Here is a 15006-nt window from a genome sequence, read left to right on the forward strand (position 1 = left end):
GTGATCCCCTTATTTGGTGGCCAGCACACCGGGCCGCAGCGCCACAGCGGGCGTGGTGCCGGCTGCGAGCGCGGGGATGTTGGGAGGGGCAGACTCATGCTCAACGGGTGGCTTGGCCATCAGCTTGAGGATGTAGATCACCCCGGCGCCGAACACCGCGAAATACACGACCACGAAGGCCACCAGCGATACCGCCACAGCGGGAGCGGCAAGTGGTGAGGCTGACTCCGCCGTGCGCATCAGCCCCTGGATGGTCCAGGGCTGGCGGCCCACCTCGGTGGTGATCCATCCAGCAAGCACCGCGATCAAACCCGACGGGCCCATCGCCAGGGCGAAGCGATGCAGCCACTTCCACTCGTACAGCCGTCCCCTGGCGCGGGCCCACAAGCTGAACATGCCCAACCCGGCCATCAGGAAGCCCAGCCCGACCATGATACGAAACGCCCAGAACACCGTGCCCACCGGTGGGTGGTCAGCCACAGGCACGGCGTCCAGTCCTGTCATGGGAGCGTTCAGATCGTGCTTGAGGATCAAAGAGGACAGCTTCGGGATTTCCACCGCGTAGTCCACACGGCCTTCGGCGCTGTTCGGAATGCCAAACAGGATCAGCGGCGCACCTTCGGGATGGCTCTGATAGTGACCTTCCATCGCCATCACCTTCACGGGCTGATGTTCCAGCGTATTCAGGCCATGCATGTCGCCCAGCACGATTTGCAGCGGCGCCACGATGGCCGCCATCCACATCGCCATGGAAAACATGAGGCGCGCGCGCGGGTTGGTGCGGTCCTTCAGCAGGTGCCAGGCACCCACAGCGCCCACCAGGAACGCGGTGGTCAGGTAGGCCGCCGAGAGGGTGTGCACCAGCCGGTAGGGAAAGCTGGGGTTGAAGATGATGGCCAGCCAGCTGCCAGCGGAAATGAACTGACCATTGGCGTTCATCGCGTAGCCCGCTGGGGTCTGCATCCAGCTGTTCACCGACAGGATCCAGAAGGCGGAGACAAAAGTGCCCAAAGCCACCATCAGTGTGGCGGTGAAATGCAGTCGTTTGCCCACCCGGTTCATGCCGAACAGCATCACGCCCAGGAAACCGGCTTCGAGGAAGAAGGCGGTCAGCACCTCATAAGCCATCAGCGGACCAATGATCGGGCCAGCCTTGTCGGAGAACACTGCCCAGTTGGTACCGAACTGATACGACATGACGATGCCCGAGACCACCCCCATGGCGAACACCAGCGCGAAGATCTTGATCCAGTAGCGGAATAGGTTCATGTAGTCCGCGCGCCCGGTCTTTAGCCAGAGGCCTTCGAGCACCGCCAGGTAACTGGCCAGACCAATCGTGATGGCGGGAAACAGGAAGTGGAAACTCACCGTGAACGCGAACTGGATTCGCGCCAGCAGCAGCGCGTCGGTTACATCAAACATCTTGGGGTCCTTGCGTCATTCGGGGCTTGTCTGAATCTGCTCTGCAGTCTGAAGCGGCCCGCATTCGGGGTCTGTGCGACGGGCAACGGAAATATTCATCACCCATTGCTTATCAAGATCCGTGCCTCGCGACCGCGCACGGAAAAGCGCAATGAATTCAATGGTCTTTCGACAGAGCCCGCCAGGGGGTTTCTCTGCCACTGCCGCCAGCACTGCCATTTTTGGCAGAGAATGCCAGTGGCTCGCCATTTTTGACCATACCCCGGAACACGCCTTGAAACCCCTGCCCGAACTCACCGCCTTTCTTGAAGGTCTGCCCGAGCCTCACATCCTGTTCGATGCGCGGTACCGTATCCTCGCGGCCAACGCGGCGTACCGGCGCACCTACGGCGGCCAGCGCGACGTGGTCGGGCGCACCTGCCACGAGGTCTCGCACAACTTTTCGGTGCCTTGTGATCAGGCCGGGGAATCCTGCCCGCTGGCGCAGTCGCTGGTCTCGGGCCAGCGAGAACGTGTGCTGCACCTGCACCACACCACCCAGGGCGAAGAGTACGTGAACATCGAGCTCTCGCCGCTGCCCGGGCCAGACGGTGAGCCGGCGTTTTTTGTGGAGAAGATGGAGCCGCTGCGCGTGGCCCAGGGTCAGCCGGCGGCACAGGGACTGATCGGGCGCTCGGATGCGTTCCAGCGGATGCTGGGGCTGGTGGCGCGAGCGGCACCGTCGCGCGCCACCGTCCTGCTGCTCGGTGAATCAGGCACCGGCAAGGAGCTGGTTGCGCGGGCCTTGCACGAAGCCAGTCCGCGCGCGGGCAAGCCACTGGTGGCGGTGGATTGCTCCAGCCTGCCCGAGACGCTGTTCGAATCCGAGCTCTTCGGCCACGAGCGCGGCGCGTTCACCGGCGCCAACGCCGCCAAGGGCGGCCTGGTGGAGGCGGCCAGCGGTGGCACGCTGTTTTTGGATGAGGTGGGTGACATCCCGCTTCCGATGCAGGTCAAGCTGCTGCGGCTGCTGGAGACCGGCACCTACCGCCGCGTGGGCAGCACCGAATTGCGCCATGCCGACATCCGCGTTGTCTCGGCCACCCACCGAGACCTGGACCAGATGGTGGCCGACGGCCGCTTCCGCGAAGACCTTTTTTACCGGCTGTCGATCTTCCCGATCCGGCTGCCCAGCCTGCGCGATCGTACCGGCGATGTGGCACTCCTGGCGCCCTCGCTGCTGCAACGGGTCGCAGCGCCGCGCCACCTGCGCTTGACGGCTTCCGCGCTGAGACTGCTCGATGCGCAGGCGTTTCCTGGCAATGTGCGCGAGCTGCGCAACCTGCTGGAGCGCGCGGCGCTGCTGTGCGACGGCGATCTGATCGAGGCCGAGCATGTGCAGCAGGCCATCGACACCGGCCGCCGCCCGGCAGGCGGCACCGGCCGGCCTGACCCACGGCCGCCGGAGGCCCCCACCCCCGACGTTTCCGTGGGATCGGTTACCGACTTCAAGGCCCTAGAGCGAGCCGCGCTTCGCGCAGCGCTGGCAACACACACCGGCAGTCGGGCCGAACTGGCGGCGAGGATGGGAGTCAGTGAGCGCTCGCTTTACAGAAAAATCAAGTCTCTGGGCGCCAAGGACGCGCCCGCTGCTTCCTGAACGGGAGCGCTCTGCGTCTCTGGCCCTGCGTCTACCCCATAGCGCTTCCGCCCTATTCAAATTACCATGTGCGCATATTCGGATCAAATATCATGAAGACATTCTTCGCGTTTGGTGAGCAGGTAGACGGTTACCCGGTGCGGGTGGTCAACGAGCGGGCGGTGCGCGCCGCGGCGGGTCTTCTTTTCGTGGCCGCCATGGCCTCGTTCATGAACGCCTACCTGCTGGGCAACTACCAGCCCACGCGGCTGTTCGTGATCGTGTTTCTGACCGACATGAGCCTGCGCATGGTCAACCCGCGCTGGGCACCCAGCATGATCGTGGGGCAGTGGATCGTGCGCAATCAGAACCCGGAGTGGGTGGGTGCACCGCAGAAGCGCTTTGCCTGGGGTCTGGGCTTGCTGCTGGGCCTGACCATGTTGTACCTGATGGTGCTGCACCAGATGATGGGGCCGTTGAACATGCTGGTCTGCGGCAGTTGCCTGACCCTGATGTTCTTTGAATCGGCGTTTGGCATCTGCCTGGGCTGCAAGCTCTACAACCTGTTCAGCCGCGACCAGGCTCAGCTGTGCCCGGGCGGCGTGTGCGAGGTGCCGGCGAAGCCGCGCTTTGGTCTTGGCCTGAGTGTCGCGCAGATGGCGGTGCTGGTGGCTTTTGCGGGCAGCATGGTGCTGGCCTCGCGCTGGGTCGACCAGACCGGTGGCTCACTGGGCGGCTTCGACGACATGGCCACCGTTGAGGAAATGGGGCTCAGCGCTTCGGCCGGCGCGGCCGGCTCCGCAGAGGCCGGGCGCTGCGAGGTGCCGGCTTTCGCCCGCTGGCTGGGTCACGAAGCGCAGTGGAAGCAGCACAACCACTGCAACTGACCAGCACGCCATCGTCCGACCTGCGAGCGCACAAGGCTGCCTGGGGCTGGACCGTCAATCCGGGCTGCGCAGCTTTTCGTGGATGCGGCGGGTGGTGCGCCAGGCACCCCACAGCACCAGCGGGATGAAAGCGCCAGCCAGGATTTCCGGGTTGATGGGCAGGCCAGCAGCCTTGCCCGCCTTGCCCAGATACAGCAGCAGACTGACCACGTAATACGAAATGGCCGCGATCGACAGGCCTTCCACCGTGGCCTGCAGGCGCAGCTGCATTTCCTGGCCCCTGGTGAGCTTCTCCAGCAGCTGCTGATTCTGCACTTCGGTCGCGATGTCGACCCGTGTGCGCAGCAAGGCACTTGCCCGGCTGATGCGCTCGGACAGCGAGGCCAGCCGTTGCGCGGTGGCGGCCACCGTGCCCATGGCAGGCGAGAGCCGGCGCTGCATGAACTCGCCAATGGTCTGCGTGCCCGGGATCGGCTGCTCGCGCAGTTCGGCGATGCGCTGGACCACCAACGCGTCGTAGGCCCGGGTGGCGGCGAAACGGTAGGCGTGCTCCGCGGTGGCCCGCTCCACGCCGGCGGCCAGCGACACCAGCGTGTCCAGCAGGGCCTGGTCGGTCGCGCCCTTGTTCTCCAGCTGGGCGGTGATGTCGGCCAGCTGCCGCTCACTCTCCGCGAGCAGCGGCCCCAGCTGCTTGGCCACCGGCAGGCCGCGCAAGGCCATCAGCCGGTAGGTCTCGATCTCCAGCAGGCGCTGGGAGATGCGGCCGGCCCGGGTTTCGGTGGTCTCAGGCGGCGCGACCACCAGCATGCGCTCAAAACCGCTGTCACGCAGCATGAAGTCGGTGGCCACGATGGAGTGGCCGTTGTTGCCCATCTGCGAGGCCACCACCGTGTGCTCGCCGAGCCAGGTGCGCGCCAGCGCCAGGGTCTGCTGCGGCTCGCTCAGGTCGCCGTGCAGCATGATGAGCTTGATCGCGACGAAGGTGCGACCCGGGATCGAAGCCAGCCAGTCGGCCGGCAACACCAAGTGCGACAGCAGCTCGGGGTCGCGCGTGCCCAACCGGGCCTCCTCGGGCAGCGGCTGCACCAGCGAGTAGCGGCTGAACTCGGTGTGGCGCTCCCACTTGAGCGTGTAGCCCGGCAGCCGCAAGCGCAGGAAGTGGCCTTGCAGGTCGGCCGGCGTCAGGCTTTCCTGGCCGGGCAGGCTGCGCAGGTGCTCGCACTCCTGCTCGCGGCTGATGCCGTCATTGAAAACCGCCACAAACACCACCAGCGCCGGCAGGCGGATGCGCGCTGGCGGGCGGGCGTGCACCTCGTTGTGCAGCTCGATGCGCAAGGCATCGTCGGCTGGCAGGGGTCGGTAAGAAGTGGGCTGGGATTGCATGGTTGGCATTGTGCAGGCAGAAGCGGTCCTTCAGCCAGGAGCCTGGCCCAACCAGCGGGTGGTGTGCGCCAGCCCCTGGTGACCCGGTCCCTCGTCCAGCACCACCTCGCCCTGCCAGGCCAGCGCCTCCTCAAGCAAACCCGCAAAGTCGTCCCGCAGCAACTCGGGGGTGAACAGCATGGCTGGGTCCTTTGGACCCCCGCTGCGATGCTGCAGTTGCTGTGGATGAAAACCTTCCAGCAGCAACCAGCCGCCCGGACGCAGGGCAGCAGCCAGGCGCTTGTGCGCCCCGACCCGGATGGCGGCCGGCAAATGCACGAACACCAGCACCACCGCGTCGAAACAGGCAGGTTCCGGCTCCCAGTCCGCGAGGTCGCCGAGCACGGTGCGCAGCTCGACCCCGCGCTCGCTGGCGAGCGACTGCGCCTTGGTCAGGCCCACGGCAGAGCCGTCCATGGCCGTGACCCGGTGACCCTGCTCGGCCAACCAGACACCGTTTCGGCCTTCACCGTCCCCTGGGACCAGCACATCGCCACCCGGCCTGAAGCGCACCTGCTGCTCCACCAAAAAAGCGTTGGGTGCGACGCCGTACTTGTAGCCGCTGATGGAAAAGCTCTGATCCCAGAAGTTCATCGCCAGCAGTCTACCGATTGCGCTCGGGCAGATCGGCGTAATAGGTCGCCAGTGCCTCAATTTCAACGCGCGTGAGCTTTTTCGCAAAGGTGCTCATGCCCTTGGCCGCGTCGTTCGAACGCACGCCGCTCTGGTAGTCGAGCAGGGTGCGGGTGAAGTACAGCGGGTTCTGCCCGGCCAAGGCCGACGCTTCCAGCTTGCCGCCCTGACCTTTCACACCATGGCAACTGGCGCATGGTGTGAGAAGGCGTGAGGGGTCGCCCTTGCGCACCAGCTGCGCTGCGCTCATGCCCTCACCTCGGGGTGAGGGGCGCGGCGTACCGTCGTCGCCCGGTGCCGGCAAGCCGGCGTAAAACGCCGAGACATCGGCGATCTGCTGCGGCGTCATCATGACGGCAATGTCGTGCATAAGTTCTGCCCGCTTGCCCTCCAGTCGCAGCCGGCTCTGGTAGTCGAGCAGCATCTTGGCCGTATAGGCCGATTTCTGACCGGCCAGGTGCGGCCAGTTCTGGGTGGGCGCCACGCCGTTGTCGCCATGGCAGGAGGCGCAGAACAGCTGCTGGTTCACTTCCCGCCCGCGCACCGCGTCACCGGCCGGCAACGCCGCCAGGGCGTGGCGCAAGGTGGCGGGCGTCCAGCCTTTCGCAGCGGCGCTGTCGGTCGATTCGGTGGCCAGCGCACTGCCAGCCGACAGACCGATCAAAAAAGCGACGGCTGAAAAAGCGACGGCGGCGAAAGCGATCGCGCCGAGCGATCGACGAAGCAGGCCATCGGTGGCTGCCGCCAGTTCTTCCAGGTAAGGATCGTGGGTCATGGGACGGATTCCGTTCAGGTGAAACAGTCGGCGGTGAAGGTGCGCAACCAGGCCTGCTGGTAGCGGGCGCCGAGTTTGATCTGGGCTGGCGTGGCGCTCAGCGGCAGGTAGCGCTGCTTCGTGTTGATGCGTGTGATCTTGCCGTCAACGATCTTGAAGACGTCGGCAACAAACAGGCCATAGTCCTTGCCGGCCAGCGCGTAGCAGGTGTTCTCCCACAGGGGCTCAGGCGCGCTGCGCCCAGCCAGTTCCTCGACGATGGCGCGCGCCACCACCTTGGCCTGGTTGTTGGCGGAGAAACCGCTCTTGGGCATGGCGTCCGCAATACAGGCGTCGCCAATCACATGCACGTTGGGCTGCAGCGTGGAAGCAAACGTGCGCCGATCCACCGGGCAGAAGCCGCTGCCATCGGCCAGTCCCAAGGTCATGGCGACCTGCCCGGCCCTCATGGGCGGAATGACGTTGATCACATCGGCCTTGATGGTCTCGGCCTCGGTCTCGATGCGCATGTTCTTCGAATCGATCTTGAGCGTGCGGCCTCCGTCCTTGCCACGCACCCAGCTCAGCATGCTGGTGCCGCTGTGCTGCTTCACCTCCACCTGATCCTGCATCTTCTGCACGTAGTCGGTGGGAAGGTTGAACTTGTAGAGCCGGTTCCAGCCCAGCATCATGGTCTGGTCGGTCACGAAGCTGTCTTTCGGGTCGACGATGATGACCTTGGCCGTCGGGTTGTGCTTCGCGAACCACTCGGTCATGAGCGCGGCGCGCTCGTAGGGGCCGGGCGGACAACGGTAGGGGTTGGGTGGCGCCGCGATGACGAAGGTGCCGCCCTGGCGCATGCCTTGCAGCTGCTTGGCCAGCAAGGCGGTTTGCTCGCCAGGAATCCAGCCCGAAGGCACGGCGGTGCGCGCCACTGACTCGCTGTAACCGGCGTAGTTTTCGTAGAGCAACTGGATGCCAGGGGAGACGACCAGTCGGTCGTAGGCGATCTTCTGCCGGCCAGCGGTGTTCACGGTGCGCGCGACCGGGTCGAAGCCGGTTACGGTGTCGAACACGAAGTTGATGCCGTAGGTGCTTCGCAGCGCGTCGTAGCTCACCTGGAGTTCGTCCATGGTGGCGTGCTGGTTCAGCACCTCGCTGGAGCCATACGGCCGCACATAGACCGGGTTCTTCTCGATCACCGTGACCTTGAGCGACGGGTTGAACAGCTTGAGGTATTTTGCCGTGGTGGCACCCCCCACCCCGCCACCAACGATGACGATGCGGGCGGTCCCGGCGGCAAACGACAGACTGGGCGCCGCAGCCACCGAAAGCAGGCCGAGGGCCTGCGTCAGCCAGTCGCGACGCGACAGGGATGACTTGGAAAGATCAGCGTGGGCCATCACTGACCTCCTTTGGATGCGGGTGCCGCCTGGGGCGGGACGGCAACGAAAAAGTCGCCCATGGCGCGAATCTCGGTGTCGCTGAAGCCCTGGGCCACGTGGCTCATGAGCGTGGCCGGACGTCGACCTTCACGAAAGTCGGTCATGGTGGTCACGAACTGGCGCACCGGCATGCCGGCCAAGGGCATGAAGGACTCGTCGCCTAGTCGGCCCAGCGTGCCGTGGCAGGCGGCGCAGCCGTGGGCCATCATTTCGCCCGAAATCAGCGGCTCGCTGGCCGGGGGTGCGGTTGCGGCTGCAACGGTCACCGGGATGGACGAGGTCTGCGCGATGGCCCGCACCGCCAACGTGGCCACCGAAGTGGCACCGAGTGCCACCAGAAGAGTCCAGACCAAGACCTGGCGCCACGGCAGCGACGGGCGCACCGGTGGCAAGGTCGACATGTCGAGTGGTTGTTTCATATCAGCGGGCCCAGACGTAAAAGCCAACGGCGAAATACAGCACGGTCCAGGCCACCAGCAGGCCGACCGACCACTGCCCGATGCGGGTCACGGCGGGGCTGGGGGTGTACAGGCCCTTGCTCTGGCCGGCCTGCCACGCAACGGTGAGCAGGTAGGCCAGCGTGACGCCGCCGACGACGCCGAAGGTGACGAAAAACAGCGAAGTGCTGTACCAGTCCATGTTGATTCGGTAGTCCATGGCGTCATAGCCGTGGCTGCCCAGCAGGGTCACAAAGCGCAGCATCTCGCGCGCAGCGCCTACGACGATCAAGCCCACTGCGCCGGCACCGAAGATGCCGTACCCCCAGACGCCGCTGTCGATGCGGTCCCGCAGCACCAGCGGCAAGGCCACCACGGCAAGCAGGGCCACGAGCGCCACCAGCATCCAGACCGAGGTCGCGAACCAGGCCATCTTCTCGGGCAGGGTCAGCATCCAGACCGCACCGATCAGCACCGAGACCACGCCACCGACCAGCATCAGCCGCTGGGCCAGGCTGCGCACCCAGCCCAGGTAGGCCGAATCGGCTTCGTTGGCACCTTGCAAGTAGCGGCGGTAGCCGTACAACCAAGCGCCCGTGACCGGGGCCGACAAGGCAATGAAGAACAGAAAGCGCGGCAGGTTCCAGTAGTGCAGCGAATGGCCATTGGGGTTGACCACACCTTTGGGGGCATACCATGCCATCCACTGCTCGGGGAACAGCATCTGGTTGGTCAGGCTGTGCACGATGAAGCCCACGGCCAGAAGCAGGGCCAGCGACAGCAGCATCCAGATGCCACCGCGCCCGCCATCGGCCACGATGTCGTGGTTTTTCCAGTAGAAGATGTACATCGCGATGTAGCCGGCGATCAACAAGGCGATGAAGCCGATCACCCACCAGGCCGAGAGCACGTTGGACGTGTACCAGAACGGGTCGTAGACCACCTGCACGAACAGCAGTGGCGCCACACCGATCACGATGGCCACCGACACCGCGATCTTGGCGGTGATCAGCATGGCGGCGGCCAGGCGGCGCCAATGGGTGCTGGCGCTGAAGGCGCCGCGCAGCGTGAGCGAGGCAGCACCCAGCATCACGTGCACCGCCGCCATGTGCAGCGCGAAGGTGAGAACACCCAGCACCAGGAACACCAGCGGATGGGACGGTACACCGGCCTGATCGCGCAGCGCATAGAGCATTTCGGGGGTCATGGTCTTACTCCTTGGCCGCGGTCGTGACGGCGGGCGCCTGGACCGTGCTCACCGTCGGGGTGGGCGACAGCGTGACGATGAAGCTCGCGAGCGCGCGGGCCTCGTCATCGTTGAAGGGGATTTGCGGCATGTACAGGGTGTTGCCACCCGACAGCGCCGCCTGCAGGTACTCGGCCACCTCGGCCTCGGTGTGGGTGCCGGTGAAGTAGTTGCGCAGCGGGCGGATGCCGGTGCTGCTCAGCGAATGACAGTTGGAGCAAGTGTTGAGCGCCAGCAGCCGACCAGCTTCAACGCGGTTGCCGTCGTCTATGGCGCGCAGCGCCTCGGGCACGAACACCAGCGTCTTCATGAAACCGTGCGCCTCAATGGTCGGAATCTCGGACTTCACGCCCATGCCCGGTACGTCGCGACCGATCACCTGATTGGAATACACATACTGGCCAGCCACCCAGGGCTTGCGGATGGATTCGCGTGCCACCTCTTCGGGCCAGAGACCAAAAACCAGCACCGCCACCGTCATGACCGCCGCCAGGCTGGACACCAGCGCACGTGGCTGCACCAGCGTCAGGATGAAATAGGCCAGCGTGCCCGCCACCACGCTCAGCAGCGCCATGGGGAAGTGCGCTGGCAAGCGGTTCTGCAGCACCACGTCGGCCGTCTCGGGCAGCGTGGCGAGGTACCACTGCAGCATGCCTGCCCCGGCCAGCGTAGCGACGATACCCAGCCAGGCCAACTTGGTCGCGATGCTTTTCTTCAGCGCGGCGTCCTTGAACTGGCCGGCCACGATGCCGCCCACCACCGCCGTCATGGTAAACATGAACGCGGTCCGCATGCCCAGCTGGGCGAAGGTGTTGGGGCCGTAAAAGGCGTTGAGCACACCGCCGGTCTCGCTCCATGCCGCTTTGCCCGGCCACATCATGAAGCTGAGAATGCCCACAATGACCAGCATGGTCGTGTATGAGGTCAGGCCGAAGATCAGCGAGATGCGGGTGTGGGTTTTCACATCCACCTTGCCGACCAGGTAGATCAGCATGTAGACGCCGACCACCTCGATCACGAAAAACACCCATTCGGTGGCCCACATCCAGACGAAGCTGTGGATCAGCGCCGAAATGCCGCGCGGGCTGGCCACCGTGGTGGAGTACCAGATGCCCGGGCCGGTGATGGAGCCCAGCACGTAGCTGAACACCAGCAGGAACAGCCCGTAGCGCTTGATGAATTCAAGCAACTCGGGCTTGTTGTGGCGATGCGCGTGGTTGGTCAGCCAGGCAAAGAAAATCGCCGCGCCAACCGAGGTGTGCGAAAACAGCACGTGGATCGTGGCGATGAAACCGACGATCCAGCCACTACCCACGCCTGGCTCAAACCAGGTGGGATACAGACCGAGCATGTCCATGAACTTGTCTTCCTCAACGAAACTGCTGCGGGGGAATGCCCACCAGCATGTCAGGAGGAAATCACAAGAAGCGTGCCAGCGCTCAGGCGGAGAAAAAGTGTTTAAAAATCAAATACTTGCGTACGAATCACCGCAGAGCAGCCTATTTCGCTCGCGCCGAATCCGTCGGATTGGCAGACATGTCTGCCAAAAATGGCAGGTCAAGATGGGGCTGCTGGCTCAGTGCATCGCACCACAACAAAAGACCCGCCGGGCCGAGGCCGGGCGGGTCAGTAGCCGCGTCCAGGGAAGACGACTGCGGCCAGCATGAGGGCAAGGTGCTATTTAGAACGGAATGTCGTCGTCCATATCGTCGAAACCGCTGGACTGGCGGGCCGGCGCGGGGGCCGGGGCCTGGCGCGGCGTTGGGGCTGCAGCGCGGGGGGCCGCAGCGGGCCGCGAGTAGCCGCCACCGCCACCCTCTTCGCCGCCGCCCGTGCCTTCACGGCCACCGAGCAGCTGCATTTCGGTAGCGATGATGTCCACGGTGTTCTTTTCCACGCCGGTGGTCTTGTCCACATAGGTACCGTATTTCAATCGGCCTTCCACATAGATCGGACGGCCCTTCTTCACGTACTCGCCGGCGATCTCGGCCAGGCGGTCGTAAAAGGTGACGCGGTGCCACTGCGTATCTTCGATCATTTCGCCGCTGTTCTTGTCCTTGCGGCGGCTCGAGGTGGCCACGCTGACATTGGCCACCGCCTGGCCCGAGGGCAGGTAGCGGATTTCGGGATCGCGGCCGCAGTTGCCGACGAGGATGACTTTGTTGACGGAGGCCATGGGGGGGTTCCTTGGAGGGACTGAATGGAAGGCAGCGGCGCCGCGAGCGCCTGACATGGCATTGTGCCGCATGCCTGCGGCCGGAGGTCAAGGGCGCGGGATGCCACAATGGATCTCTGCCTTATGAATCGCGAACCCGATTTTTTCCAGAACCTGCAGGATGAACTGTCCGACGGTCGGGCGTGGCTGGACCGCAGCATCGTACTCGGCTACGCAGTGCTGGCAGGCTTGTTCGTGGTGGCATTCACCTACATGAGCGAAACCGCTTTCGAGTGGTTCAAACACCTGCACGCCACCGCGCCCTGGGTGGTGCTGATCTGGACGCCGGCGCTCACGGCCGGGATCGTCTGGTGCACCCGGCGCTATTTCCCGGGTGCCTCGGGATCGGGCATTCCGCAGGTGATCGCGGCACTGGATCCGAAGGTGGATCCCAAAGCCCGGCGCCATTTTGTCTCGCTGCGCCTGACGCTGGCCAAGATGGTGCTGGGCGCAGCCGGCCTGCTGGCCGGGCTGTCGGCCGGGAGAGAAGGTCCTTCGGTGCAGGTCGCTGCCGGCGTACTGCATGACGCCCGACGCTGGCTGCGGCCCGGCTCGGCGATGAACGACCAGGCGCTGCTGGTGGCCGGCGGCGCAGCCGGCATCGCCGCCGCGTTCAATGCCCCGCTGGCCGGAGTCGTGTTCGCCATCGAGGAGCTCTCCAAACGCATGGATTCGCGCACCAACGGCGTCATCATCTCGGCCATCGTGCTGGCGGGTCTGGTCAGCATTTCCTTCTTCGGCAACCTGACCTACTTCGGCTCCATCACGGTGCCGGGGCTGAGCTGGGGCGTGTTTTTGCCTGGTGTGGTTGTGGTGCTGTTGTGCGGCGTGATGGGCGGCTTGTTTTCGCGCCTGCTGGTGGCGTCCATCGAAGGTCTGCCCGACCGGGTGAGCGCGCTGCGGCGCGCCAAGCCCGTGCGCTTTGCGGCGGCCTGTGGCTTGGTCATTGCGGTGATTGGCCTGGTCACCGGTGGCGCCACCTTTGGCGCTGGCGCCGAGGAAGTGCGTCTCATGCTGGCGGGCGAGAGCGACGTCACCAAGCTGTACATGCTGCTCAAGCTGGTGGCCACCTGGCTGACCGCCTGGGCTGGCGTGCCTGGCGGCATTTTTGCGCCCTCACTGTCCATCGGTGCCGGGGTGGGCAACGATGTGGCGCAAATCTTTCTCGGCCCAGAGGCTCGCGCGCTGGCGCCCATCTTGATTGCGCTGGGCATGGCGGGCTTTCTGGCCGCCACCACCCAGGCACCGCTGACGTCTTTCATCATCGTGATGGAAATGATCGATGGCCGAGCCATGGTGCTCAGCCTGATGGCGTCCGCCATGCTCGCCAGCCTGATTGCGCGTCTGATCAGCCGCCCGCTGTATCACACCCTCTCCTCGCTGATGATTCAGGCCGCCATCAAGACCGGCGAGCCCGCGCAGCGGGTGGAGACCGCACCCGAAGCCACTCCCGAGGCCGAGCCACGCCAGGCTGCTTTAGATCCCACGACGCCCTCGGCACCTGAAACACCCTCAGCGCCGGACTCGCCGCGCTGAACCCGGGCGCAAAAATCAGGAGGTCTTGCCCGAGGCCTTCATGGGCCAAGCCAGCAGCAGCCACAGCAACATCAGCGCGGCGCTGACCCCAAAGATGCCACTGCTGCCCCAGCTCTTGAGCACGAGGCCGCCTAGGGTGCCGCCAGCGAAGATGCCCAGCGACATCAGCGTGTTGTAGATACCAAGTGCAGCGCCGCGCTGGTGCGGCTTGGCCAGTCGCGACACCAGGCTTGGCTGGCTCGCTTCCTGGGTGTTGAAGCCGAGGAAATACAGACTCAGCAAAAGGCCGAGGCTCCAGGCCGACGGGGCCTGCAAGCTGAACAGGAACGCGATTTGCACCAGCGCGATCAGCGCAATGGCGCCGAGGTAGACCGCGCGGAAGTGTCCCTGACGCTCCAGGCGGAACAACAGCCCCCCCATGACCAGCAGCGAACCCAGCACGGCGGGCAGGTAGACGTGCCATTGCTCGGCGGTCGCCACGCCCGCTTCCCGCAGCAGCGCGGGCACCGACATCCACATCGCGATCTGCACCGCGTGCAGCACAAACACGCCCAGGTCGACGCGCAGCAGTTCCGCGTCCCGCAGCACCTCGCGCAAGCCGCCGCGCTCGACCGCCTGGTGCTGGGCTGGCTCGGGCGGCACCACCCAGGCCACCACCGCCATGCCCACCAGCGCCAGCACACCCGTGAGGGCAAACAGGCCCGCCAGTCCGATGTGGGGCACCAGGGCGGGCGCCATCACCAGCGAGAGCGCAAACATCAGCGCGATGCTGATGCCGATCAAGGCCATCGATTTGGTGCGCACCTGGTCGCGCGTGAGGTCGGCCAGCAACGCTGTGACTGCGGCCGAGATGGCGCCAGCACCCTGCAAGGCCCGGCCCACGACCAGCCACACCAGATTGGGTGCCCAGGCGGCGATGAAGCTGCCCAGCACAAACACCACCAGCCCGGCCAGGATCACCGGCTTGCGGCCGAAGCGGTCAGACGCGATGCCCATGGGCATTTGCAGCAGCGCCTGGGTGAGGCCGTAGATGCCCATGGCCAGTCCCACCAGCGCGGGGTCGTCACCGCCGGGGTAGCGGTGGGCCTCGAGCACAAACACCGGCAGCACCAGAAACAGGCCCAGCATGCGCAGTGCGTAGATCGACGCCAGCGACGCGCTGGCGCGCCGCTCGCCAGCCGTCATGCGCGAGCCGGTGGTGTCTGCAGCGCGTGCAGAAGGAGCTGGGTTGAGGGCGGACACGTCGACAGGGGGCAAAGCCAGTATTGTGCGCGAACCCCGCGCGGCACCGCGGAGCCGAGCCTGCAGCGCCAGCCTGATCGGCTTATCATGATCGGTTGCCTTTCTTTCGCCGGTTGCACCGGCTTCGCGCCTTGAACACCCCCCTGCCA

The 15006-nt window shown here is 65.3% G+C and carries 13 protein-coding genes; 3 read left to right on the forward strand and 10 right to left on the reverse strand.

What is annotated here, in order from left to right; all coding sequences use genetic code 11:
- Positions 1–9: 9 nt before the first annotated feature.
- Positions 10–1422: a cytochrome ubiquinol oxidase subunit I gene (locus GPT34_RS11025; RefSeq protein ID WP_291012193.1), complete on the reverse strand. Its 1413-nt coding sequence runs from the start codon at positions 1420–1422 to the stop codon at positions 10–12.
- A 274-nt stretch (positions 1423–1696) separates the two neighbouring features.
- On the opposite strand from GPT34_RS11025, the gene GPT34_RS11030 reads away from it, so the two are divergent.
- Together GPT34_RS11030 and GPT34_RS11035 are read left to right on the forward strand one after the other, a co-directional pair.
- The gene (locus GPT34_RS11030) at positions 1697–3061 is read left to right on the forward strand and encodes a sigma 54-interacting transcriptional regulator (protein WP_291012195.1); all 1365 of its coding nucleotides are present in this window, start codon (positions 1697–1699) and stop codon (positions 3059–3061) included.
- Between the two features lie 92 nt (positions 3062–3153).
- A complete protein-coding gene (locus tag GPT34_RS11035) occupies positions 3154–3927 on the forward strand; it encodes a DUF4395 domain-containing protein (protein WP_291012198.1) in 774 nt (257 codons plus the stop codon).
- 54 nt (positions 3928–3981) lie between these two features.
- Here GPT34_RS11035 and GPT34_RS11040 read toward each other — a convergent pair whose 3' ends face one another.
- The 8 genes from GPT34_RS11040 to ssb form a co-directional block, all read right to left on the reverse strand.
- Entirely contained in the window at positions 3982–5310 is a 1329-nt protein-coding gene (locus GPT34_RS11040) for a DUF3422 domain-containing protein (RefSeq protein ID WP_291012200.1), read from the reverse strand.
- 30 nt (positions 5311–5340) lie between these two features.
- A complete protein-coding gene (locus GPT34_RS11045; protein ID WP_291012202.1) occupies positions 5341–5943 on the reverse strand; it encodes a class I SAM-dependent methyltransferase in 603 nt (200 codons plus the stop codon).
- 10 nt (positions 5944–5953) lie between these two features.
- On the reverse strand, positions 5954–6757 hold the full coding sequence (locus GPT34_RS11050) for a c-type cytochrome (RefSeq protein WP_291012205.1): 804 nt from the start codon (positions 6755–6757) through the stop codon (positions 5954–5956).
- A gap of 14 nt (positions 6758–6771) precedes the next feature.
- The gene (locus tag GPT34_RS11055; protein WP_291012207.1) at positions 6772–8139 is read right to left on the reverse strand and encodes an NAD(P)/FAD-dependent oxidoreductase; all 1368 of its coding nucleotides are present in this window, start codon (positions 8137–8139) and stop codon (positions 6772–6774) included.
- Positions 8139–8600, reverse strand: coding sequence for a cytochrome c class I (locus GPT34_RS11060; RefSeq protein ID WP_291012209.1), 462 nt, complete (start codon positions 8598–8600; stop codon positions 8139–8141). The genes GPT34_RS11055 and GPT34_RS11060 overlap by 1 nt, the downstream gene beginning before the upstream one ends.
- A gap of 1 nt (position 8601) precedes the next feature.
- Positions 8602–9825, reverse strand: a complete 1224-nt coding sequence (locus tag GPT34_RS11065) for a hypothetical protein (RefSeq protein ID WP_291012211.1) — start codon at positions 9823–9825, stop codon at positions 8602–8604.
- A gap of 4 nt (positions 9826–9829) precedes the next feature.
- Positions 9830–11221, reverse strand: a complete 1392-nt coding sequence (locus GPT34_RS11070; protein ID WP_291012214.1) for a cytochrome c — start codon at positions 11219–11221, stop codon at positions 9830–9832.
- Positions 11222–11545: 324 nt separating this feature from the next.
- Positions 11546–12040 (reverse strand): single-stranded DNA-binding protein, encoded by a 495-nt coding sequence (ssb, locus tag GPT34_RS11075; protein ID WP_291012216.1) that lies wholly within the window; start codon positions 12038–12040, stop codon positions 11546–11548.
- A 123-nt stretch (positions 12041–12163) separates the two neighbouring features.
- Here ssb and GPT34_RS11080 point away from each other — a divergent pair, with 123 nt between their 5' ends.
- Positions 12164–13615 carry a chloride channel protein gene (locus tag GPT34_RS11080; protein WP_291012218.1) on the forward strand — a complete coding sequence of 484 codons (1452 nt, stop codon included), beginning with the start codon at positions 12164–12166 and terminating at the stop codon, positions 13613–13615.
- A 15-nt stretch (positions 13616–13630) separates the two neighbouring features.
- On the opposite strand, the gene GPT34_RS11085 is transcribed toward GPT34_RS11080, so the two are convergent.
- Positions 13631–14800, reverse strand: coding sequence for an MFS transporter (locus tag GPT34_RS11085; protein WP_291012290.1), 1170 nt, complete (start codon positions 14798–14800; stop codon positions 13631–13633).
- Between the last annotated feature and the right edge of the window lie 206 nt (positions 14801–15006).

This window comes from Hydrogenophaga sp. (assembly GCF_011390835.1).
In the GTDB taxonomy this organism is placed as follows: domain Bacteria; phylum Pseudomonadota; class Gammaproteobacteria; order Burkholderiales; family Burkholderiaceae_C; genus Hydrogenophaga.

Bases quoted from the DNA above. Each gene is read 5' to 3' on its own strand.
- ssb (WP_291012216.1), bottom strand. From the start codon at position 12,040: ATGGCCTCCGTCAACAAAGTCATCCTCGTCGGCAACTGCGGCCGCGAT.
- GPT34_RS11070 (WP_291012214.1), bottom strand. From the start codon at position 11,221: ATGGACATGCTCGGTCTGTATCCCACCTGGTTTGAGCCAGGCGTGGGT.
- GPT34_RS11040 (WP_291012200.1), bottom strand. From the start codon at position 5,310: ATGCAATCCCAGCCCACTTCTTACCGACCCCTGCCAGCCGACGATGCC.
- GPT34_RS11085 (WP_291012290.1), bottom strand. From the start codon at position 14,800: ATGACGGCTGGCGAGCGGCGCGCCAGCGCGTCGCTGGCGTCGATCTAC.
- GPT34_RS11080 (WP_291012218.1), top strand. From the start codon at position 12,164: ATGAATCGCGAACCCGATTTTTTCCAGAACCTGCAGGATGAACTGTCC.
- GPT34_RS11050 (WP_291012205.1), bottom strand. From the start codon at position 6,757: ATGACCCACGATCCTTACCTGGAAGAACTGGCGGCAGCCACCGATGGC.
- GPT34_RS11035 (WP_291012198.1), top strand. From the start codon at position 3,154: ATGAAGACATTCTTCGCGTTTGGTGAGCAGGTAGACGGTTACCCGGTG.
- GPT34_RS11045 (WP_291012202.1), bottom strand. From the start codon at position 5,943: ATGAACTTCTGGGATCAGAGCTTTTCCATCAGCGGCTACAAGTACGGC.
- GPT34_RS11025 (WP_291012193.1), bottom strand. From the start codon at position 1,422: ATGTTTGATGTAACCGACGCGCTGCTGCTGGCGCGAATCCAGTTCGCG.
- GPT34_RS11060 (WP_291012209.1), bottom strand. From the start codon at position 8,600: ATGAAACAACCACTCGACATGTCGACCTTGCCACCGGTGCGCCCGTCG.
- GPT34_RS11055 (WP_291012207.1), bottom strand. From the start codon at position 8,139: ATGGCCCACGCTGATCTTTCCAAGTCATCCCTGTCGCGTCGCGACTGG.
- GPT34_RS11065 (WP_291012211.1), bottom strand. From the start codon at position 9,825: ATGACCCCCGAAATGCTCTATGCGCTGCGCGATCAGGCCGGTGTACCG.